Source organism: Burkholderia sp. 4NA327C6 (assembly GCF_005502655.1).
Classification (GTDB): Bacteria; Pseudomonadota; Gammaproteobacteria; order Burkholderiales; family Burkholderiaceae; genus Burkholderia; species Burkholderia contaminans.
In genome coordinates this window covers 11865-33452 of record NZ_SCNZ01000054.1, presented here as the reverse complement: position 1 = coordinate 33452, position 21588 = coordinate 11865, and the positions used below count along the sequence as shown (strand labels likewise).

At 67.6% G+C, this 21588-nt stretch carries 19 protein-coding genes; 10 read left to right on the top strand and 9 right to left on the bottom strand.

Features of this window, described 5'->3' with window-relative positions; all coding sequences use genetic code 11:
• Positions 1–77 precede the first annotated feature (77 nt).
• Positions 78–1397 carry an MFS transporter gene (locus FFS49_RS35425; protein ID WP_105816590.1) on the bottom strand — a complete coding sequence of 440 codons (1320 nt, stop codon included), beginning with the start codon at positions 1395–1397 and terminating at the stop codon, positions 78–80.
• A 44-nt stretch (positions 1398–1441) separates the two neighbouring features.
• Positions 1442–2626 (bottom strand): M20 aminoacylase family protein, encoded by a 1185-nt coding sequence (locus tag FFS49_RS35420; protein WP_105816589.1) that lies wholly within the window; start codon positions 2624–2626, stop codon positions 1442–1444.
• A gap of 182 nt (positions 2627–2808) precedes the next feature.
• On the opposite strand from FFS49_RS35420, the gene FFS49_RS35415 reads away from it, so the two are divergent.
• Positions 2809–3711, top strand: a complete 903-nt coding sequence (locus FFS49_RS35415) for a LysR substrate-binding domain-containing protein (protein WP_039351118.1) — start codon at positions 2809–2811, stop codon at positions 3709–3711.
• A 209-nt stretch (positions 3712–3920) separates the two neighbouring features.
• A complete protein-coding gene (locus FFS49_RS35410; RefSeq protein WP_006478890.1) occupies positions 3921–4241 on the top strand; it encodes a pyrimidine/purine nucleoside phosphorylase in 321 nt (106 codons plus the stop codon).
• A gap of 91 nt (positions 4242–4332) precedes the next feature.
• On the opposite strand, the gene FFS49_RS35405 is transcribed toward FFS49_RS35410, so the two are convergent.
• From FFS49_RS35405 to FFS49_RS35390, 4 genes are all read right to left on the bottom strand, one after another.
• Positions 4333–4668, bottom strand: a complete 336-nt coding sequence (locus FFS49_RS35405) for a hypothetical protein (protein WP_046196524.1) — start codon at positions 4666–4668, stop codon at positions 4333–4335.
• 482 nt (positions 4669–5150) lie between these two features.
• The gene (locus FFS49_RS35400; protein WP_105816588.1) at positions 5151–6938 is read right to left on the bottom strand and encodes a chloride channel protein; all 1788 of its coding nucleotides are present in this window, start codon (positions 6936–6938) and stop codon (positions 5151–5153) included.
• A gap of 19 nt (positions 6939–6957) precedes the next feature.
• The gene (locus FFS49_RS35395; RefSeq protein ID WP_039351101.1) at positions 6958–7371 is read right to left on the bottom strand and encodes a helix-turn-helix domain-containing protein; all 414 of its coding nucleotides are present in this window, start codon (positions 7369–7371) and stop codon (positions 6958–6960) included.
• 131 nt (positions 7372–7502) lie between these two features.
• A complete protein-coding gene (locus FFS49_RS35390; protein ID WP_105816587.1) occupies positions 7503–8678 on the bottom strand; it encodes an HPP family protein in 1176 nt (391 codons plus the stop codon).
• A gap of 362 nt (positions 8679–9040) precedes the next feature.
• On the opposite strand from FFS49_RS35390, the gene FFS49_RS35385 reads away from it, so the two are divergent.
• A complete protein-coding gene (locus FFS49_RS35385) occupies positions 9041–10009 on the top strand; it encodes a LysR family transcriptional regulator (RefSeq protein WP_105816586.1) in 969 nt (322 codons plus the stop codon).
• Positions 10010–10058: 49 nt separating this feature from the next.
• Here FFS49_RS35385 and FFS49_RS35380 read toward each other — a convergent pair whose 3' ends face one another.
• Together FFS49_RS35380 and FFS49_RS35375 are read right to left on the bottom strand one after the other, a co-directional pair.
• Positions 10059–11423 carry an MFS transporter gene (locus tag FFS49_RS35380; RefSeq protein ID WP_105816585.1) on the bottom strand — a complete coding sequence of 455 codons (1365 nt, stop codon included), beginning with the start codon at positions 11421–11423 and terminating at the stop codon, positions 10059–10061.
• A 73-nt stretch (positions 11424–11496) separates the two neighbouring features.
• Complete coding sequence (locus FFS49_RS35375) at positions 11497–12435, bottom strand: 2-hydroxyacid dehydrogenase (RefSeq protein WP_105816584.1); 939 nt, start codon at positions 12433–12435, stop codon at positions 11497–11499.
• On the opposite strand from FFS49_RS35375, the gene FFS49_RS43010 reads away from it, so the two are divergent.
• The 4 genes from FFS49_RS43010 to FFS49_RS35360 all read left to right on the top strand — a co-directional run bounded on the left by FFS49_RS43010 (position 12428) and on the right by FFS49_RS35360 (position 16050).
• Positions 12428–12556, top strand: a complete 129-nt coding sequence (locus FFS49_RS43010; RefSeq protein ID WP_258181721.1) for a hypothetical protein — start codon at positions 12428–12430, stop codon at positions 12554–12556. The genes FFS49_RS35375 and FFS49_RS43010 overlap by 8 nt on opposite strands.
• Entirely contained in the window at positions 12549–13451 is a 903-nt protein-coding gene (locus tag FFS49_RS35370) for a LysR substrate-binding domain-containing protein (RefSeq protein WP_039351088.1), read from the top strand. Before FFS49_RS43010 ends, FFS49_RS35370 begins: the two co-directional genes overlap by 8 nt.
• Positions 13452–14122: 671 nt before the next feature.
• Positions 14123–14896, top strand: a complete 774-nt coding sequence (locus FFS49_RS35365; RefSeq protein ID WP_046548017.1) for a hypothetical protein — start codon at positions 14123–14125, stop codon at positions 14894–14896.
• Positions 14897–14916: 20 nt separating this feature from the next.
• The gene (locus tag FFS49_RS35360) at positions 14917–16050 is read left to right on the top strand and encodes a transporter substrate-binding domain-containing protein (RefSeq protein ID WP_039351081.1); all 1134 of its coding nucleotides are present in this window, start codon (positions 14917–14919) and stop codon (positions 16048–16050) included.
• A 94-nt stretch (positions 16051–16144) separates the two neighbouring features.
• On the opposite strand, the gene FFS49_RS35355 is transcribed toward FFS49_RS35360, so the two are convergent.
• The gene (locus tag FFS49_RS35355) at positions 16145–17233 is read right to left on the bottom strand and encodes an ionic transporter y4hA (protein WP_039351079.1); all 1089 of its coding nucleotides are present in this window, start codon (positions 17231–17233) and stop codon (positions 16145–16147) included.
• A 549-nt stretch (positions 17234–17782) separates the two neighbouring features.
• Between FFS49_RS35355 and FFS49_RS35350 the strand changes: the two genes are divergently transcribed.
• The 3 genes from FFS49_RS35350 to FFS49_RS35340 are packed head-to-tail and all read left to right on the top strand — an operon-like array spanning position 17783 to position 21560.
• Entirely contained in the window at positions 17783–19339 is a 1557-nt protein-coding gene (locus FFS49_RS35350; RefSeq protein WP_105816583.1) for a 3-hydroxyacyl-CoA dehydrogenase, read from the top strand.
• Positions 19340–19398: 59 nt separating this feature from the next.
• Positions 19399–20721, top strand: coding sequence for a phenylacetate--CoA ligase PaaK (gene paaK / locus FFS49_RS35345; RefSeq protein WP_105816582.1), 1323 nt, complete (start codon positions 19399–19401; stop codon positions 20719–20721).
• A 38-nt stretch (positions 20722–20759) separates the two neighbouring features.
• On the top strand, positions 20760–21560 hold the full coding sequence (locus FFS49_RS35340) for an enoyl-CoA hydratase-related protein (protein ID WP_071332444.1): 801 nt from the start codon (positions 20760–20762) through the stop codon (positions 21558–21560).
• Positions 21561–21588: the final 28 nt, after the last annotated feature.

The window sequence follows — 21588 nt, the reverse complement described above, 5'->3', positions numbered from 1 at the left end:
TCGTGATGTGGCGCATGGAGCGATCATGCACGATGCGCGCGCACCACGTCAATCGCGCATCGCGCATCGGCCACCGGTCAGTCAAGTGCCTTCCCGGCCTTTTCATCCATGCAGCGCACGGCAAGCAGCGTCATCGCACCGCAGCCGATCGAGTACCACGCAGGTGCGTTCGGGTTGCCGGTCGCCGCGATCAGCCACGTGACGAAGAATTGCGCGAAGCCGCCGAAGATCGCGACGCCGATGCTGTACACGAGCGCGCCGCCGGTCGCGCGCACCGCACGCGGGAACAGTTCGCCGAGCATCGCGCCCGTCGCGCCGATGTTGATCGCATGCACGATCGACAGCGCGGCGATGATCGACAGCAGCGATGCGGCGCCGGGCCAGCGGTTCAGCGCGACGAACGCCGGATAGATCGCGGCCATCAGCACGATGCGCGTCCACCAGACGATCCGGTTGCGCCCGTAGACGTCGGACAGGTGGCCGCCGATCGGCGTCACGAGCATCAGGATCGCGCCCGCGACGCAGCCGGCCGTCATCGACAGCCACGTCGGCAGGTGCAGCACCTGCACGCCGTAGATCGCCATGTAGAACACGATGATGTAGTGGATCGACGTGCCGCCGATGGTCACGCCGAGGCCTGCGAATACGGCCTTGCCGTGATGGCGCAGCACGTCGGCGAGCGGCAGCGATGCAACCGGCTCGTCATGCGCGGCTGCCGGCGCGGCGGCCGGCACTTCCTCGACGGTGCGGCGCAGCCAGTAGCCGAGCGGCACGAACAGCGTGCCGATGATGAACGGCACGCGCCAGCCCCAGCTTTCGAGTTGCGCGGCATTCAGCGTCGACGTCAGCGCGACGCCGGTCAGCGCACCGGCGAGCGCGGCGAGCCCCTGGCTCGAGAACTGGAACGACGCGTAGAAGCCACGACGATGCTGCGGCGCCTGTTCGAGCAGCAGCGTCGTCGACGCGCCGACTTCGCCGCCCGACGCGAACCCCTGCAGCAGGCGCGCGAGCACGAGCAGCAGCGGTGCGGCGAGCCCGATCTGCGCGAAGGTCGGCGCGACCGCGATCGTCGCGGTGCCGAGCGCCATCAGCAGCAGCGTGAGGATCATCGCCTTCTTGCGGCCGGCGCGGTCGGCATACATGCCGATCACGAGCCCGCCGAGCGGGCGCGTGACGAAGCCGACGCCGAAGCTCGCGACCGCGAGCATCAATTGCCCGAACGACGAATGCACGGGAAAGAACAGCTTGCCGATCAGGATCGCGAAGAAGCTGTAGACCGTGAAGTCGTAGAACTCGAGCGCGTTGCCGACGGCGGCGGCCGCGATCAGCCGGCGTTTCTTCGCGGCGGCGCGGGCATCGACCGGCGTGCCGGCGAACGAAAGGGCGGACGTTTCCATGTGGGGCTCCCCGGTTGGGCGCGATACGATGGGGTGAAGGGCCGTCAGGCCGCGAGCCAGGCTTCGGCGATGCGAACCCAGTAGCTCGCGCCGATCGCGAGGATGTCGTCGTTGAAGTCGTAGCCGGGGTTGTGCACCATGCAGCCGCCCTTGCTGCCGATCCCGTTGCCGATGAACGCATAGCAGCCGGGGCGCGCTTCGAGCATGAACGCGAAATCCTCGCTGCCCATCAACCGCGCGGTGTCGGTTTCGACGCGTTCGGCGCCGAGCATCCGGCGCGCGATGTCGGCCGCGAACGCGGTCGGCTCCGCGTGATTGACGAGCACGGGGTAGCCGTAGTCGTAGTCGACTTCCGCCGTGACGCCGAAGCTTTCCGCCTGGCCTTTCGCGAGCGCTTCGATGCGGCGCGCGAGCAGCGCGCGCACGTCGGCGTTCAGCGCGCGCACCGACAGCTTCATCGTGACGGTTTCGGGAATGATGTTGAACGTCTCGCCGGCCTGCACGCTGCCGACCGTGATCACGGCCGCATGCTGCGCATCGACCTCGCGTGCGACGATCGTCTGCAGCGCGACCATGATGCTGCCCGCGGCCGACATCGGATCACGCGCGAAATGCGGCATCGCGCCGTGGCCGCCGACGCCGCGCAGCGTGATCGTCACGCGGTCGGCCGACGCCATCGCGGCGCCGGTGCGGAAAGCCATGTCGCCGGCCGCGCGGCCCGGCATGTTGTGGATCGCGAAGATCGCGTCGCACGGGAAGCGGTCGAACAGGCCGTCGTCCATCATCGCCTTCGCGCCGCCGAAGTTTTCCTCGGCCGGCTGGAAGATCAGGTTCAGCGTGCCGGAGAACTGGCGCGTGGCCGCGAGGTGGCGCGCCGCGCACAGCAGCATCGCGGTGTGGCCGTCGTGGCCGCATGCGTGCATCTTGTTCGCGTGGCGGCTGGCGTACGGCAGGCCGGTGGTTTCCCCGAGCGGCAGTGCATCCATGTCGGCGCGCAGCCCGACGGTGCGCGTGCCTTGCCCTTCGCGCAGCACGCCGACCACACCCGTCTTGCCGATGCCGCGATGCACGTCATAACCCCAGCCGGTGAGCAGTTCGGCGACGAGATCGCTCGTGAGCGTTTCCTCGAACGCGAGTTCGGGGTGAGCGTGGATGCGGCGGCGCACGTCGACCAGCTCGGGTGCGATCGCGGCGATACCGGGGATGACGGGGTTCACGGCTTGCAGCATGGTCTCTCCTGTGGGGCAGGTGGGGCGTTTGACGCACCTGTGACGAGCAAGCATATAAATTTCTTTTGTGCACCAGAAGCTGATAAATTGCTTTGGTGCTCACCACCGGTTGCCGCTCGGGAATACCCTTATCCGGCGTGTGCCGCGCAGCACAGGGTTTCCACGGGTCACGCGTTGCCGCCATGAAATACCATCAGTTGAAAGCGTTCGTCACCGTCGCGGAAGAGGGCAGCATTCGCGCGGCCGCGCGGCGCCTGAACGTGTCGCCGGCGGCGCTGACGAAGGCGGTCAAGGAACTGGAGATCGCGCTCGGCGTGTCGCTCGTCGTGCGCACCGCGCGCGGCGTGCAGCTCACCGCGTTCGGCCAGCAATTGCAGGTGCGCGCGCGGCTGATCGTCGCCGAAATGCAGCGCGCCCGCGACGACATCGAGCAGGCGCAGGGCGCGATGACGGGCTCCGTCGCGGCGGCGATCACGCCTGCCGCCGCCGTGACGATCCTGCCCGACGCGTTTCGCGCATTCCGGCGCCGCTTCCCGGTGGCGCGCGTCAACCTGATCGAAGGGTTTCCGGGCGTCGCGCTGCCGCGCCTGCATGATGGCTCGCTCGACTTCGCGGTGGCCGTCGTCGTGCCCGAACTGCTGGCCGCCGAATTCGATCACGCGGAGCTCTATGCCAGCCGGTCGCTGATCGTCGCCCGCAAGGGGCATCCGCTCGCGTCGGCCACGTCGCTCGCCGAGCTCGTCGAGGCAGACTGGCTGATGAACCCGTCGCCGGAAAGCTCGACGCAGGTGCTGTTCAATTCGTTCGTCGCCTACGGGCTGCCGGTGCCGGCGCGCGTCGTCGAATGCCCGAGCTTCGGGCTCGCGCGCAGCTTGATGATGGAATGCGACCTGATCGCGTCGATGCCCGAGCAATTGCTGCAGGCCGAGTGGGCGCGCGACCAGCTCGCGGTGCTGCCGATCCGCGAGCGCCTGCCGGGCGTCTCGGTGCAGGTCATCACGCGCCGCGACAGCCCGCTGACCCCGGCGGCGGCGATGCTGCTCGACTGCCTGCGTGATTCCGCGCGGCGCAAGGGGCTGCGGTGAACCGGCGCCCGCGGTTGACGATCCTAAATGCATCGTCATCCTGACGATTATCCGTGAGGCGTTGCCATGGTGTAACGGGCACGCGGCTTGCGCGGCGGGCCCGCCATTCCGGCACATGCCGCGCGAGCCGGTATCATAGCGGCCGGCCCGCCGCTCCGGCCGGCCTCCAACAACATCGCCATCCGGCATCCAGCAATCAGAGGCATTTCATGACCAGTGCAACCCAATTCGACAACGTATCGGTCGTCAAGCGCGCGAACGTCTATTTCGACGGCAAGTGCGTGTCGCATACCGTGCTCTTCCCGGACGGCACGCGCAAGACGCTCGGCGTGATCCTGCCGTGCGCGCTCAACTTCGGCACGGACGCCCCCGAATTGATGGAAGTGCAGGCCGGCAAGTGCCGCGTGAAGCTCGACGGCAGCAGCGAATGGCAGACCTACGGCGCCGGCGAATCGTTCTCGGTGCCGGGCAAGAGCCGCTTCGACATCGAAGTGCTCGAGACGCTCGATTACGTCTGCAGCTACCTGTAACACGCAGCCGCGCAGCAATAGAAAAAGCCCCGCCGAAGCGGGGCTTGTAGCAAGCGGATGGCGCCATGGCCATCCGGAGCGCCTGTTCTCGTTACAGGCAGGCGTTGATGTCGCCGGCCGACGATGCATCGCCGCCGCGGAAACCGACCCAGGTTTTCGCATTCGCGGCGTTGGCCGGGCGCACGACGGCGGCAGCGCCGTTCGGCGGCTGCTGGCCCGGCGCATACACGGCCATCGCGAGGCCGTTCGCGAGTTCATACTGCGACGTCACTTGTTGCTGCGACTTGTCGGCCCAGGTCTTCGCGATGCACTGCGCGACCTCGTCGGCGGGTTTCTGGCTTTGTCCCACGTTCTGCAGGGCAGAATCGGCTGCATGAGCAGAAAATGCCACGGTCAATGCGATGAGCGGTAAGTATTTCGCGTTCACGTTATCTCCCTCGAGTCGTGATTGATTGAGTGGGATGCGCAGCACAGGACTGCGTACTAGTGAGATTGCATCGGCAGAGCACGGTTCCGGCTATTCCGAAACAAGTTGTTAACGCGCTTGCCAAATGGCGGCTGCGATGCTGTGCACTTTGCTGCGGCACGGCATGCATCGTGTGCGGCACGACGCCATGCGCTGCGTGGTCGGCGCGCTGCCCGGTCGTGTGGTGACGTGACGGTCGCGGCGAGCGGCATGCGTCTGCATGCCGTGCCGTGACTCTTTATTTGATCGCGATGTGGAATGGCTGGATGGTTGGCCCCGTCGCATGAGTACCATGATGACAAACTTTCGCCCGTCTGATTGTTAACCAACTTTAAACACGGGAAGCGACGGAATGCGATGCGGCACACGAGGGGCGTGCCGCATCGGGCGGAAGGTGACGCGAGCGGGTCGTGCGCGGTGAGAGTGCCGCGCCGCCAGGTGAGTCAGCCGGCCTTGCGCGTGCCGATGTCGCGCAGGTTGGCCGGGACGATCGGGCGGAAGCGTTCGCGCTTCTGTTCGTCGTCGAAGTGCTGGAGTGCGGGCTTGATCAGGTCGCTGCGCGACACGATGCCCGTGAGACGCATCGATTGCTCGTCGGCGACGACGGGCAGGCGTTCGAGGCCGAGCATCGCGAGTCGCGACGCGACGACGCGGCACGTTTCGTGCGCCTGCGCGACCGCAGGCGCATGGTTGGCGAATGCGGCCGCGATCGGCGTGTCGGCCGCGGCCTGAGCGCGCTGCGCATCGAGCGTCGCGCGATCGACGAGACCGAGCAGGCGGCCATTCTGCACGACCGGGTACGCACGGTGCGTCTGCTTCGCGCCGAAGTACTGCGACTCGACGATATCGAGCGTCGCTGCGCCGTCGATCGCGACGAGCAGGTCGGCCGACGTCATCACTTCGCCGATGTCGTGCCGCTCGAGCGGATCGACGCCGTATTCGCGATAGATGTGATAACCGCGGCGCGCGATCTTTTCCGTCATGATCGAGCGCTTCATCACGATGGTCGCGAAGCCGTGCGCGACGAGCGTCGCCGCGAGCAGCGGCAGCAGTGCATTCGCGTCGTGCGTGAGGCCGAATGCGAACACGATCGCGGTCAGCGGGGCACCGAGCGTCGCGCCGAGCGTCGCGGCCATGCATACGAGCGGCCACAGCGCCGGATCGCCGCCCGGCAGCATCGGCGACAGCACGGTGCCGAGGCCGGCGCCGAGCATCAGCAGCGGCGCCAGCACGCCGCCCGACGTGCCCGAGCCGAGCGCGATCACCCACATCACGGCCTTCACGAGCAGCAGCGCGAGCGCGATCTTCAATGCGATGTGCTGATGCAGCAGGTCGCCGATCACGTCGTAGCCGACGCCGAGCGCGCGTGGCTCGAGCCAGCCGCCGATGCCGATCACGATCGCGCCGAGCGCGGGCCACCACATCCAGTGCACCGGCAGTTTTGCGAAGGTGTCCTCCACACGATACAGCGCCGCCGACAGGCCGCATGCGAGCATGCCCGCCAGCAGGCCCGCGACGATGCACGACAGCAGCGCGACAGGTGTCGGCGCGGCGGTGGTCAGCGGAAACAGCGGATCGACGCCGAAGAACACGGCGCGGGCGAAACCGGCCACCGCGCAGGCGAGCGCGACCGGCAGGAAACTGCGCGGACGCCATTCGAACAGCAGCAGTTCGACCGCGAGCAGCACGGCGGCGACCGGCGTGCCGAACACGGCCGTCATGCCGGCGGCCGCGCCGGCGACGAGCAGCGTCTTGCGCTCGGCGGCGGTGACGTGCACGCACTGCGCGATCAGCGAGCCGAGCGCGCCGCCCGTCATGATGATCGGGCCTTCGGCGCCGAACGGGCCGCCGCTGCCGATCACGACGCCGGACGACAGCGGCTTGAGGATCGCGACCTTCGGCGACATGCGGCTCTTGCCGAACAGGATCGCCTCGATCGCTTCGGGAATGCCATGGCCGCGGATCTTTTCCGAACCGAAGCGCGCCATCAACCCCACGATCAGCCCGCCGATCACCGGCACGACGATCACCCATGCGCCCAGCGTGTGGTTCGCCGGCGAGCGGTCGGCGAACGAGAACTGCTGGTAGAAGAACAGGTTCGTGAACAGGTGGATCAGGCTCAACAGCACGAATGCGGCCAGCGTGCTGAGCAGGCCGATCGCGGCGGCGAGCAACGCGATCCTGGGCAGGCGGTCGTTGGTCGCGAAATCGCGTTTGTGGGGTGCGTTCATCGGAGTGGAAAGGGCAGGGTCAGTAATCGATCTGGGGAACCTGGAACGCGCCCTTGAGCGACTTCAGCTCGGCGCGATGCATGGCCGCGAGACGGGCGAGCAGCGTCTCGCCGGCCGGCTCGAGGTGGACCTCGACCTGCCGCCGATCCGCTTCGCTCGTCTTGCGCTTCACGAGGCCAAGCGATTCGCAGCGCGTGACCAGCGCAACGACGCCGTGATGCTGCGCCTGCAGGCGTTCCGCGAGTTCGCCGATGGTTGCCCATTCGCGATGCGGATAGCCCTTGATGTGCAGCAGCAGCAGGTATTGCAGCGGCGTCACGCCTTCGCTTTGCGCGGCGCGTTCGGAGAAGCGCTCGAAGCGGCGCATCTGGTAGCGGAACTCGGACAGTTGCTGGAAATCGCTTTTCGCCAGCGCGCGTCGGGTATCGTTCATCGGGGCGGTCGGACGGTCAGTTTCGGTAGCGATAAATATATCACGACATGATATAAATGGCCGAATCATGGCGAAATGAATGCATTCGGTGTTGCGTTGGCTGCTGCGTGGCGTTACGTGCGCGGCATGCGCTAAGCGGCCTCGAGCATGTGTGCCTGGCGATAGAGGCCGGTGACGAGATCCGTCTGCGTAATGATCCCGACGAGCCGGCGCGATGCATCGACGACCGGAATGTGGTGGTGGCCCGAATGCGTAAACAGCGGAACGAGCGCGGTGATCGGCATCGTTTCCGGCACGCACGCGACATCGCGCGTCATCACGGTGGCGACGCTCGCCGCCTGGCCGCCGAGCGATTGCGGCAGCCGTGCCGACAGGCGCTGCCACAGCGGGGGCGGGCGGCGCAGCTGCCGTGTGAGGTCGGCGCGCGTGACGATGCCGGTCAGGCGACCTTCGCCGTCGACGACCGGCAGCGCTTTCACGCGGTGGCGGTCGAGCAGCGTGAGCGCGGCCGTCACCGACGTCGACGGCGCGACTTCGATCGCATGCCTGGTCATCAGGTCGGCGCACGAGAGCTGGCCGAAGGTGCGCGCATAGGCCTGCATCTCGGTTTCGCGCAGCAGCGCCTCGAGATCGTCCGGATCGACGTCGAGCCATTCGCCGCGGCGCTTCAGCACCGCATCGAGGTCGCCGCGCGTGAAGCCGCCGCGCGCCGGTGCGGCGCCGCCTGCCTGCGGTTTCGCTTCCGGGCGCACGCTGCCATGCGGGTAACGGTGCCCGGTCAGCGCGTGATAGGCGAGCGCGGCCGACAGCAGGATGGCCGATTGCAGCGCGATCGGCTCCAGCACGAAGCTGAACCCGAGCGAATGAATCGCGGGGCCGCCTACTACGGCCGTGAGCGCGACGGCGCCCGACGGCGGGTGCACGCAGCGCAGCACGAACATGCCGCCGATCGCACCGGCAATCGCAACCGCGGCGGCCGTGATTGGATCGGCGATCCACTGTGCGCACGCGACACCGACGGTCGCCGCGACGAGATTGCCGCCGATGATCGACCACGGTTGCGCAAGCGGGCTCGCCGGCACCGCGAACAGCAGCACGGCCGACGCGCCCATCGGCGCGACGAGCAGCGGTACGAGGCCCGGTACGCCGGGCAGCAGCCGCATCGTCACGCCGACCGTCGCGATGCCGACGAGCGCGCCCGTGCACGAACGCAGGCGCTCGCGCCAGCCCAGCGACATCGGATGGGGAATGAAGCTGTGCAGCCATTGCCGCAACGTGCGGCGCGACGAAGGGGAGCCTGACGACATGGACGTAAGCGATAAAGGTGACGGCGCGGATGCGCGCAGCGACGAGCCGCGAATTATATCGTGTTGTGATACAAATTGTCGTGCTGCATCAAGCCGTTGCACGTGCGCGACGCGCATTGCTTGCAAGAACCTTTCATCAGATGAGAGGTTGCGGGCCGGAAACCAGCGCAAATTTGTCTGCAGCGGCGTACAATTCGGGCCACTGAATCCCCCGTCATGCCAGAACCCCGTACGCGATGCCCGCTCTCCCGCCTTTCCCCCGGCACGGTGATCGATTCGACGTGGTTCGCGGCTGCGTTCCGTTCCCCACCTGACGCGAGCGCTGCCGACGCCTCCCCACTGACTCCCCCGAAGCCAATTCAATGGACATGCTCGAAAACATGCGCCTGTTCGTGCGCGTTGTCGAATCCGGCAGTTTTACTGCGGTCGCGAAGGAAATCTACGCGACCACCGCGCAGGTTTCGCGCGCGGTATCGAACCTCGAAGCGCACGTACAGACGCGGCTGCTGCATCGCACGACGCGCCACCTCGGCCTCACCGAAAGCGGCGAACGCTATTTCGAGCGCGCGAAATCGATCCTCGCGGAAATCGACTACGCGAACGCGGAGGCGCGCAACGCATTGCTGCGGCCGAGCGGCAAGATGCGCATCCATGCGATGACGGGGCTCGGGCAGAGTCATGTCGTGTCGTCGATCGTCCGTTACCAGGAGGACAACCCGGACGTGTCGGTCGAGCTGACGCTCGCGCAGCGGATGCCGAATCTCGTCGAGGAGGGGTATGACGTATCGATCGTGACGGCGTCGCAACTGCCCGATTCGGGCTATGTCGCGCAGACCTGCGGCACGAGCTGCAGCGTGCTCGTCGCGTCGCGCGAATACCTGGCGCGCCACGGCACGCCGCAGTCGCCCGACGAATTGCCGAACCACGTGTGCCTGCGCCTCGATACGCCCGCATCGCCGGCCGGCGAATGGCGGCTCGAGCGCAGCGATGGCGAGGAGGCCGTCTACGAGCTGCAGCCCGCGCCGTTCCAGGTCAACGTGCCGGACGCGCTGTGCGTCGCGGTGCGCGCCGGGCGCGGGATCGCGTGCGTCGCGCTGTACACGGTGCTTGACGACATCCGCGAAGGGCGGCTGATCCGCGTGCTGCCCGAGTACCGGCTGCAGACGGTGAGCGTGTACGCCGTCTACGCGACGCGCCGCTATCTCGACGCGAAGATCCGCACGTTCCTCGACCACCTGCGCACGACGCTCACGCCCGCGCTGGAGAACGACCTGCGCGAACTCGACCGGCTGACGACCGAACAGATGCCGGGCGGCCGCAAGCGCGCGTGACGATCCGCACGGGCGTGCGCCGCGCGAACCGCAGGTGCCGCGGCGTGGTTCATGCGCGCGGCGCGATGCGAATCCGCTCGAAGCGCTCCGCGAGCCATCCGTAGGCGGCAATGCCGAGCAACCCGTGCGCGGCGACGAACCACAATGCGCCGGCGAACGAGCCGGTGCTGGCGACGAAATAGCCGATCACGAGCGGCGTGACGATTCCCGCGATGTTGCCGAGGCCGTTGAACACGCCGCCGCTCAGGCCGACCATGCCTTCCGGCGCGGTGTCGGCGAGCACGGCCCAGCCGACCGCCGCGAGCCCCTTGCCGAAGAACGCGATCGTCATCAGCGCGATCACGACCGCATTCGACGTTGCGCCGTTCGCAAGCACGAGCAGCGTCGCCATCGCCATCCCCACGACGAACGGCGTCTTGCGCGCCTTCGACGGATGCATGCCGCGCCGGATCAGCCAGTCCGACAGCACGCCGCCGAGCACGCCGCCCGTGAACCCGCAGATCGCCGGCAGCGCGGCGACCCAGCCGGCCTCCATGATCGTCATCCCGCGCCCCTTGATCAGGTAGATCGGGAACCACGTGATGAAGAAGTAGGTGAGTGCCGTGATGCAGTACTGGCCGATGTAGATCGCCCACAGGTTGCGGTGGCGGAACAGTTGCGACGCGTCGTGCCACGACACGCGCGGCCGATGGCGCACGCGGTTCGCCTCGAGATCGACGAGCGCGCCGTGCGCGCGCAGGTAGTCGCGCTCCGCGTCGCTCACGCGCGGATGGCCGTGCGGTTCGCGATACCACGCGAACCACAGCGCGGCGAGCGCGATGCCGAGCATCCCCATCCACAGGAACACGTGTTCCCAGCCGAGCGCATGCGTGAGCCACGCCATCGCGGGCGTGAACAGCACCACGGCCATGTACTGCGCCGAATTGAACAGGGCCGATGCCGTGCCGCGTTCGGCGGTCGGGAACCAGCACGCGACGATTCTCGAGTTGGCCGGGAACGCCGGCGATTCGACGAGGCCGAGCATGAAACGCATCACGAACAGCGCGAGCGTGGCGGACGCGCCTTGCACGGCGAGCCAGCCGACCGTGCCCTGCAGCATCGTGAAGACCGACCACAGCAGCAGGCTCAGGCCGTACACGCGCCGTGCGCCGAAGCGGTCGAGCAGCCAGCCGCCCGGGATCTGGCCGATCGCATAGGCCCACGCGAACGCGGAAAAGACGATGCCGAGCTGCACGGGCGTCAGCCCGAGGTCGTGCGCGACGCCGGTGCCGGCGATCGACATCGTCGCGCGGTCCGCATAGTTGATGACGGTGACCGCGAAGATCAGCGCGAGGACCGCATAGCGGACGCGTCCGATCGTGCGCGAGGCGGCGGGCGACGCGGCGAGGGCGGCGCCGCTGGATCGATTGGGCATGCGTGTCTCCTGGCCTCCGTCGAGCGGAGGCATCCGGTGTTGTAACGAGGGGCCGCCGTGTGGTGCGCCGTGATCAGCGCGTGACGCTGGTCGGTGGGCGCTGGCCCGCGAAGCATGCGGCGAGGTTGGCCAGCACGATCCGGCCCATCTCTTCGCGCGTTTCGCGGGTCGCGCTCGCACGGTGCGGCTGCACGACGACACGGTCGAGCTCGAGCAACTCGGCCGGTACGTGCGGCTCGTTCGCGAATACGTCGAGGCCGGCGCCGGCGATCGTGCCGTCGGCGAGCGCGCGGATCAGCGCGGCTTCGTCGACCAGCTTGCCGCGTGCGATATTGATCAGGAATCCTTTTTGGCCGAGCGCGGCGAGCACGTCGGCGGTCACGAGCACGTTGCCGTGATCGGCCGATGCCGCGATCGCGAGCACGTCGCTGTCGCGCGCGAGCGCGGCGAGGTCGGGCACGAAGCGATAGCCGCTGTCGCGATGCTCGCGCGGGCCGAAGTAGCTGACGGGCATCCGGAACGCCTGTGCGCGCTGCGCGATTGCGCGTCCGACGCGACCCAGCCCGACGATGCCGAGCCGCTTGCCGGTCACCTGCGTCGCGAGCGGCTGGGACGTCTTGCCCCAGCGGCCGGCACGCACGATCCGCTCGCCGGCGCCGAGGTCGCGCAGCGTCATCAGGATCAGCCCCATCGCCATGTCGGCGACGTCGTCGGTCAGCACGTCGGGCGTCGTCGTCACGTGGATGCCGCGTGCCCGCGCGCGGTCGAGATCGACCGCGTCGGTGCCGATGCCGCTGATCGCGACGATCTCGAGCGCGGGCAGCCGGTCCATCAGCGCGGCGGACAGGCCGTTCGCGCCGCCGGTCACGACACCGCGAATGCGGGCGGCCACGCGATCGAGCAGCGCGTCCGGCTGCTCGGCCGCATACAGCCGGTGCACCGCGTAACGGGCGGACAGTTCGGCGTCGATGGCGTCGGGGAGCGGTTGGGTGAGGAGGATGTCGATGGTCATGAAGGTCTCGGTCGGCGTGCGCGGCGCGGGCTGCGTATCAGGTGCAACCGAGTATAGAAATCGCATCGATATCCGTCTAACATCAAAAGACTATCGATTGATTCAAGAATTGGATGATTGAACTGCACCAGCTTCGCTGCTTCGTCGCGGTTGCCGAGGAACTGCATTTCGGCCGTGCGGCGCGACGGCTCTTCATGACCCAGCCGCCGCTCAGCCGGCAGATCCAGCTGCTCGAGCATGCGCTCGGAATCGCGCTGCTCGAACGCAGCAGCCGGCAGGTCAGCCTGACCGCGGCCGGCGAGCGCTTTCTGCGCGACGCGCGGCACATCCTCGAATTCTCCGCACGGGCCGAGCAGGCCGCGCAGCGCGTCGCACACGGCGGCGCCGGCCGCATCACGCTCGGCTTCACGGCGGTCAGCGCGTACCGGATGATCCCGATGCTGCTGGCGCACGCCGCGCACGCGCTGCCGGACGTCGACATCGAATTGCGCGAGATGGTGTCGACCGTGCAGATCGATGCGCTGGCGTCGCGGATGCTCGACGCCGGCTTCGTGCGCCAGCGCGCCGCGCGCCAGCCGCTCGAATACCGGCTCGTGCAGCGCGAGCCGATGCTGGTAGCGGTCGCGGAGGGCGCGCCGCTCGCCGCGTGCGAGCGCATCGGTCCCGATGATCTCGACCGGCAGCCGTTCATCGCGTATTCGCCGAACGAGGGGAAGTACTTCCACGATCTGATTTCCGGCGTGTTCGCGAACGCGGGGCGGCTGCCGAACTACCTGCATTACGTCGGGCAGACGCATACGATCCTCGGCCTCGTGCGCGCGGGGCTCGGCGCCGCGCTCGTGCCGGCGTCGGCGCGCGAACTGCATGTCGACGGCGTGGTGTTCCGGCCGCTGGCGGGCGCCGACGTGGCGGCCGAGCTGTATCTCGCGTGGCGCGCGGACAACGACAATCCGGCGCTGCCGGTGTTCAACGCGATGGTCGAGCGGTTCCTCTCGCAGGAGCAGGGCGGTGCGTAACGGCGTACGCACGGAATACGTCCGTGCGATGTGACAAGCTTTCAGTCCGGAAGCTTGCGCAAGCGATGGCAAGCAATCCTGACCGAGCACGACAGGTCGCAGTCCTGCGAATCCTTACCGTGCTGAAAGCCGGTTCGCAACCGGTGTTCCAACGGAGGAACGCAGTGCGTCGCTGCACTGCGACAACTGCTTGACGCTGCATGCCGGTCGGCGCAGGATACGTCCGTGCATTTGGAGCGGGACGCGCCGGCCGCGCGGTTCCTGCACCCGCGATACGCAGAAGAACAACGATGAGCCTTTACGCACTTGTACCGGAATACCGGCCCCGCGTTTGTCGGCCCGCCGGAACAACGCTTCACCCGACGCCTGTCGCGTCACGTATCCGTCATCCCGTTTCGTACCGTGCATCGGTACACTTTCCCGTCCGCGCACGAGCCGCGACGATGAACGGCGCCCGTCCGGCGCGCCGCATCGCAGCGTCGTCTGCCGCTCCTCACCACCGCATCCCGAACGGCGCCTACACCGGCGTCTCGTGACGTCCGTCGCGCCCATCCTTGCATTGCGCCGCCGGCTTGCCTGACTGCCCGGCGGCACCGGAGTCCGAAGCATTTCGATTGAGCTTGAAGAGGCAAACGCACGCAGTTCGGTTCGAGGTTCAAGGAGAAAAACTCATGTCGCAGCTTTCGAATGAAGAAGCAAACGGCAGTTCGGGGAGTGGCAAGGTCAAGCTGATCAAGTGGGCGATCATCATCGCAGGCGTCGCGATCGCGGCACCGGCGGCGTTGTTCATCCTGAAGGGCGTGATCGCACTGGTCACGGCGGGCGTGATCGGCCTCGGCGCGATCTATTTCGCGCCGGTCGTCGCGATGAAGTTCGCGAACCAGAAGGTGAAGATGATCGTCCAGGAGGCGCAGGCCAATCCGATCGAGACGCTGATCAACCAGCTCGCGGAAAAGCGCCAGGCGGCGCAGAAATTCGCGGACAGCATCACCGCGTTTCGCACCGAGGTGAAGAACTTCGAGAACAAGACGGAGCTGTTCGAGAAGCAGTATCCGGACGATGCGCCGCGCTTCCGGCAGCAGCTCGACACGATGAAGCAGCTGCTCTCGTTTCGCGAGGGCCGCTACAAGCAGGTGCAGGCCGAACTGAAGAACTTCGCATCGGCGATCGACCGCGCGAAGGCGATGTGGGACATGTCGCAAGCCGCGCAGCAGATGAACAAGCTCGCGGGCCGGCAAGCGTCCGACACGTTCGAACAGATCAAGACCGACGTGGCCGTCGATTCGGTGATGCGCTCGGTCAACAAGGCGTTCTCTGAAATGGAGACGTCGCTGATGGACAACCCCGAGGTCAAGCAGGCCCAGCAGCAGGCGGTGATGAACGCGCCGCACGCGCCCGGGCTCGACGCGACGACCCCCGCACAGCTGCCGTCGAAACAACAATAACTTCCCGCAGGCTTGCAACCATGAAAAAACTTCTTGGCGCCATCGCATTTCTGGTCGTGCTCGTCGGCGTATGGATCGTGCATCAGGGCGGCCTGTCGACGTTGATTCCCGCGCATGACGCGGCCCCGGCATCGACGTCCGCGCAAAATGGCGACGCCGGCCAGTCCGCTCAGTCTTCCCCGTCGGCCAACGTACTGCCGGCCGGCTTCACGCCGCAGGCCAGCGCGCTGAAATCGATTGCCGAAAACGGCATCGTGCGGATCTCCGTGCAGAACCCGAGCGAACCGTTCTTCGGCGAGGACAAGGGCACGCCGCACGGCTTCAACGTCGAATTCGCGCGGCTGCTGTTCGCGGATCCGTCGTTCTCGCACGGCGGCAAGCCGGTGGTCGTCGATACGCGTCACGAGGTCGACACATACCCGGGCGTGCCGAAGCAGCTGCTCGATACGGATGCGAAGGGGAACCACGTGGTCGACGTGGCGATGGACGGGCTGACGTTCCCGGACAACACGCCGTCGGGCGTCGTCTATTCGGTGCCGTACGTCGACGATTTCGGCTACTCGCTGATCGTGCGGCAGGGCTCCGCGATCCGCTCGACCGACGATCTTGCGGGCAAGACGGTCGGCATCCTGAAGGGTGACCCGGACGTGCGTGCGTTCGTCACGCGCCAGTACCCGAACGTGAAGTTCGTCGAGGTCGACGATTCCGATCCGGCCTTCATTGCGAAGAGCATCGACGGCCATACGGTCGACGCGTTCATCTACGACTATCCGTTCGCGGTCAGCTCGATCAAGGACACCGACCTGAAGTTCGCGGTGACCAAGCTCGACGGCTCGAACATCGCGTACAAGATCGGCGTGCGCGCGGACGACCAGGATCTGCTGATCTACCTGAATGCCGCGATCGCGAAGCTCAAGCAGTCGCCCCAGTATCTCGACCTGCTGCGCAAGTACTTCGTCAGCGACCAGGCGGTGACGACCGCGGCCGCGTCGGGCGAGCATACGTACGTGGTGAAGGCGGGCGACACGCTGAACATGATCGCGGCGAGCAAGCTCGGCAGCGGCCAGCGCTATCGCGAGATTCAACGCCGCAACAACCTCGCCAACCCGAACCTGATCCTGGCGGGCCAGCATCTGGTGATTCCGGTGCGGTAACGGCGGCGCGGCGTGAACGAAGGAAGCTGAAGGGACGTGAAGGAGGGCGCGCGGCCCGGCGGAGATTATCCGCCGGGCCGCGCGCCTTTCTGCGTCAATGCGTGATCGACAGGAACAGGTATGCGGCGAACAGCGACAGGTGCACGACGCCGTGCAGCACCGTCGTGCGCCCCTGGCTGAGCGTCAGCGTGCTGACGAGCAGGGTGAGCGCCAGCAGGACGGTTTCCATCGGGCCGATGCCGAGCGTGAGCGGCTGGCCGACCCAGATGAACACGGCCGCGACGGTCGGGATCGTCAGCCCGATACTCGCGAGCGCCGAACCGAGCGCCAGGTTCATGCTGGTCTGCAGGCGGTTCGCGCGTGCGGCGGTGACGGCCGCGAGCCCTTCCGGCAGCAGCACGAGCGCGGCGATCACGATACCGACCGCGGCCTCGGGTGCGCCGAGCCGCATCACCGCGTGCTCGACGGCCGGCGACAGCAGCTTCGCGAGCAGCACGACCGCGACGAGGCTCGCGAACAGCAGCAGCATGCTGATCACGGCGGTGCGGTTGCTCGGCGCTGCCGCGTGGACGGCCTCGTTCGCGCTGTCGTGCTCGGCGAGGAAGTAGTCGCGGTGGCGCACGGTCTGCACGAACACGAACGCGCCGTACAGCACGAGCGACGACACGCCGGCGAACGCGAGCTGCGATTTCGAGAAGAACGGGCCCGGCGCGGCGTTCAGGTAGTTCGGCATCACGAGCGACAGCACCGACAGCGACGCCAGCACTGCGAGCGCCTTGCTGGCGCCACGCCCCTGGAAGTCCTGTTCGCCGTGCTTCCACGCGCCGACCAGCAGGCAGATACCGACGATTCCGTTGCAGATGATCATCACGGCGGCGAACACGGTGTCGCGGGCGAGGCCCGATTTCTCGGGGCCCGCGCCGAGCATCACCGACACGATCAGCGCGACTTCGATGACGGTCACGGCAACCGCGAGCACGAGCGTGCCGAACGGTTCGCCGACGCGGTGCGCGACGACTTCGGCATGGTGGACGGCGGCGAACACGGCGCCGGCGAGGGCGGCGGCGAACACCGCGATGACGAGGCCTTCGGCCGGCACGACGCGCGACAGCGCGAGCACCAGCCACGCGGCAAGCGGGGCCACGAGGGTCCAGCGCGGGAGCTGGTTGGACGAGAGCGGCATGGAGGGTTTCCTTATGCGAGTGACGGCGCGCGACGCGCCGTCACGGATTGACGAAGCCCGGCCGTACTATCCGCCGAACGAGGATGATGAAACCGAAGGGGGCGGCACGCAACGGTGCTGCCCGGGGTTCGCCGCCATGAGGCGGCGAGGGGCGCGGGCGGGCCGAAGCCCGTCGCTGGATGAAACGGTTCGATGCAGCCGGCCGCGAACGGCGAGGCGAGCACGTGTGACGACGCACGGGCCGGAGGCTCGGTTCCGACCCCGAAAGGGCGGCCGACGATGGACGGCGGTGGCGGCGTGACACGCGGTTTCCCCCTGAAATCCGGCGGTTTGTCGAATTTTATCAGGCGTTCGGGGGCCACTATCTCATATTCGAATCCTTTCATAGACCTTTCTGTTCATAAAAAGTGCCCCGACCTTTCAAATTTTCGTCTTTGCAGTTTCCGTAACGGTCTCTTGCACGACAAATTCGGGCTCGCCCTGACATAAATCTACCGACCGGTCGGTTTATAATCGCTCGCACTTCCACTTCATGACGGATCGCAAGCGATGGCTGTTTCTTCTCCACATTCGGTGAACCCGGGCGCGCTGGCGCCGTCGGCCGTCGTCGGCGTGATCGGCGCCGGCGCGATGGGCGCAGGCATCGCGCAGGTCGCGGCGGCGGCCGGCCATGCGGTGCTGCTGTACGACCTGAACGAAGCCGCCTGCGACAAGGCGCTGGCCGGCATCCGCGCGCAGTTCGCGCGGCTCGCGGAGAAGGGCCGGCTCGAACCGGCGCAGGCGGATGCGGCCGGCAGCCGGATTCGCGCGGTGCGTGAACTGGCCGACTTCGCGGGCGCCGCGCTGATCGTCGAGGCGGCGGCCGAGCGGCTCGACGTGAAGCGCGAGATCTTTGCGACGCTCGAGCGCCATGTCGACGACGCGTGCCTGCTGGCCACCAATACGTCATCGATCTCGATCACGTCGATTGCGGCCGGGCTGCGTGTGCCGCAGCGCGTTGCCGGCCTGCATTTCTTCAACCCGGCGCCGCTGATGGCGCTCGTCGAGGTGGTCAGCGGGCTCGCGACCGCGCCCGAGGTTGCCCAGGTGCTGGTGGCGACCGCCGCCGCGTGGGGCAAGCAGCCCGTGATGGCGAAATCGACGCCGGGCTTCATCGTGAACCGCGTCGCGCGGCCGTATTACGCGGAGGCGCTGCGCGTGCTGAACGAGCAAGGCGGCACACCGGCATCGATCGACGCGGTGATGCGCGAGGCCGGTGGCTTCCGGATGGGGCCGTTCGAGCTGATGGACCTGATCGGCCACGACGTGAACTTCGCGGTGACCGAATCGGTGTTCCGCGCGTACTTCAACGATCCGCGCTACACGCCGTCGCTGATCCAGCAGGAACTCGTGAACGCGGGGTTCCTCGGGCGCAAGTCGGGCCGCGGCTTCTATTCATATGCGGACGGCGCGCCGCCGCCCGCACCCGATCTCGAAGCACCGCGCGACGCGCCGGCCGACGTCGCGCTGTTTGCGCAGGACGGCCCGGCCGCCGCGCTGCATGCGCGCTTCGCCGAACGGATTCCGGGCGCCCGGCAGGCCGGCGCGCATGCCGACGACCTGCTCGCGACGGCCGGCCGTGCATCGATCGCGCTGACCGACGGCCGTACCGCGACCGTGCGCGCCGCGCAGACGGGCGTGGCCGATCTCGTGCTGGTCGATCTTGCGCGCGATTACGCGCAGGCCGGGCTCATTGCAGTGACGCGCGCGCTCCAGTGCAGCGATGCGGCCTATGCGGATGCGGTCGGCCTGTTCCAGCAGGCGGGTTTTCGCGTCGTCGGCGTCGCGGACGTGCCGGGCATGGTCGCGATGCGCACCGTCGCGATGCTCGCGAACGAGGCGGCCGATACGGTGAACCAGGGCGTGTGCTCGCCCGCCGATCTCGATCTCGCGATGGAGAAGGGCGTGAACTACCCGTGCGGCCCGCTCGCGTGGGCCGATGCGATCGGCATCGGCCGCGTGCATCGCGTGCTGTCGAACCTGGCGGCGAGCTACGGCGAGGACCGCTATCGCGTGTCGCCGCGCATCGCCGCGCTGCATGCCGCCGGCCGCACGTTCCGGTCGTAGCCTCGCCTCCCGTTGCTTCGAACACGATAACGACATCACTCCATTGGAGGAGCACCCCGATGACTCACCCGACGCATCCCGCCGCCGCCCTCGAGCCGATCGAGACCGCCAGCCGCGACGAACTGCAGGCGCTGCAGCTCGAGCGCCTCAAGTGGTCGCTGCGCCACGCGTACGACAACGTCCCGCACTATCGCCGCACGTTCGATGCGGCGGGCGTGCATCCGGACGACCTGAAGTCGCTGGCGGATCTCGCGAAATTCCCGTTCTCGACCAAGAGCGACTTGCGCGACAACTATCCGTTCGGGCTGTTCGCGGTGCCGCGCGAGCAGGTCGTGCGCGTGCATGCGTCGAGCGGCACGACGGGCAAGCCGACGGTGGTCGGCTACACCGCGCGTGACATCGACACGTGGGCGAACGTGACCGCGCGTTCGATCCGCGCGGCCGGCGGCCGCCCGGGCGACACGCTGCACAACGCATTCGGCTACGGGCTCTTCACCGGCGGCCTCGGGATTCACTACGGCGCGGAACGGCTCGGCTGCATGGTCGTGCCGATGTCGGGCGGCCAGACCGAGAAGCAGGTGCAGCTGATCCGCGATTTCGAGCCGAAGATCATCCTCGTCACGCCGTCTTACATGCTGAACCTGATCGACGAGATGGTGCGGCAGGGGATGGACCCGGCCGAGACGTCGCTGAAGATCGGCATCTTCGGCGCCGAGCCGTGGACGCAGGCGCTGCGCGAGGAAGTCGAGACGCGCGTGGGCATCGACGCACTCGACATCTACGGGCTGTCGGAAGTGATGGGCCCGGGCGTTGCGTGCGAATGCGTCGAGACTAAGGATGGCCCGGTGATCTGGGAAGACCATTTCTATCCGGAGATCATCGACCCGGTCACGAGCGAAGTGCTGCCCGACGGCAGCCAGGGCGAGCTCGTGTTCACGTCGCTGACGAAGGAGGCGATGCCCGTGATCCGCTACCGCACGCGCGACCTCACCGCACTGCTGCCGCCGACCGCGCGTGCGATGCGCCGTCTCGCGAAGATCACGGGCCGCTCCGACGACATGCTGATCGTGCGCGGCGTGAACGTGTTCCCGAGCCAGATCGAGGAGATCGTCGTCGCGCTGCCGCAGTTGTCGGGCCAGTTTCAGATCACGCTGTCGCGCGACGGGCACTTGGATCGGCTCGACCTCGCGGTCGAGTTGCGCTCCGAAGCGGCCGCGTCCGTCAGCGAAAGCGATCGCGCGGCACTCGCGCGCGAGCTGCAGCACCGGATCAAGACGATGGTCGGCGTGTCGTCCGGCGTGACGGTGCTGGCCGCCGGCGGCATTCCCGCGACCGCGACCGGCAAGGCGCGGCGCGTGATCGATCGTCGCCAGGCCGCCTGATTTCGATGTTTGCCGTTCTACCCGAGGAAACCTGTTCGATGGATGGATTGAAGACCCTGGCCGTCACGGTCGATGCGCGCGGCATCGCAACGGTCGCGCTGCAGCGCGGCGACGTGCTCAACGCATTCGACGAGACGATGATCGCCGAACTGACCGATGCGTTCACCACGCTCGGCCGTCGTGACGACGTGCGCGCGATCGTGCTGCGTTCGGATGGCCGCGCGTTCTGCGCGGGCGCCGACCTGCAGTGGATGCAGCGCGCGAGCGCGAACGATGCGGCCGCGAACCTGCGCGATGCGGAGCGGTTCGCCGCGATGATGCGCGCGATCCGGCAATGCCCGAAGCCGACGGTAGCGCGCGTGCAGGGCCATGCGTTCGGTGGCGGCGTCGGCCTGTGCGCGGCGTGCGACATCGTGATCGCGAGCGATCACGCGCGCTTCTCGGTCAGCGAGGCACGCTTCGGGATCCTGCCGGCCGTGATCGGCCCGTATCTGGTCGAGGCGGTCGGCCAGCGCCAGGCGCGCCGCCTCGCGCTGACGGCGACCCAGATCGCCGCGGGCGAAGCGGTCGCGATCGGCCTGATCCACCAGGCCGTGCCGCTCGATGCGCTCGACGAAGCACTCGACAAGACGCTCGCCGAACTCGGCCGCAACGGCCCGAGCGCGCTGATGGAGATCAAGCGCTTCTTCGATGCGATCGGCGAGTATCCGCCGTCGGACGAGCGTGCGGCCTTCACCGCGCAGACGATCTCCCGCGTGCGGGCGACGCCGGAAGCGAAGGAAGGCTTCGCCGCGTTCTTCGCGAAGCGGCCGCCGGCGTGGGAGGCGGGCGCCGAGTAACGGAAAACCGAGGGGAAACCGCGGGGAA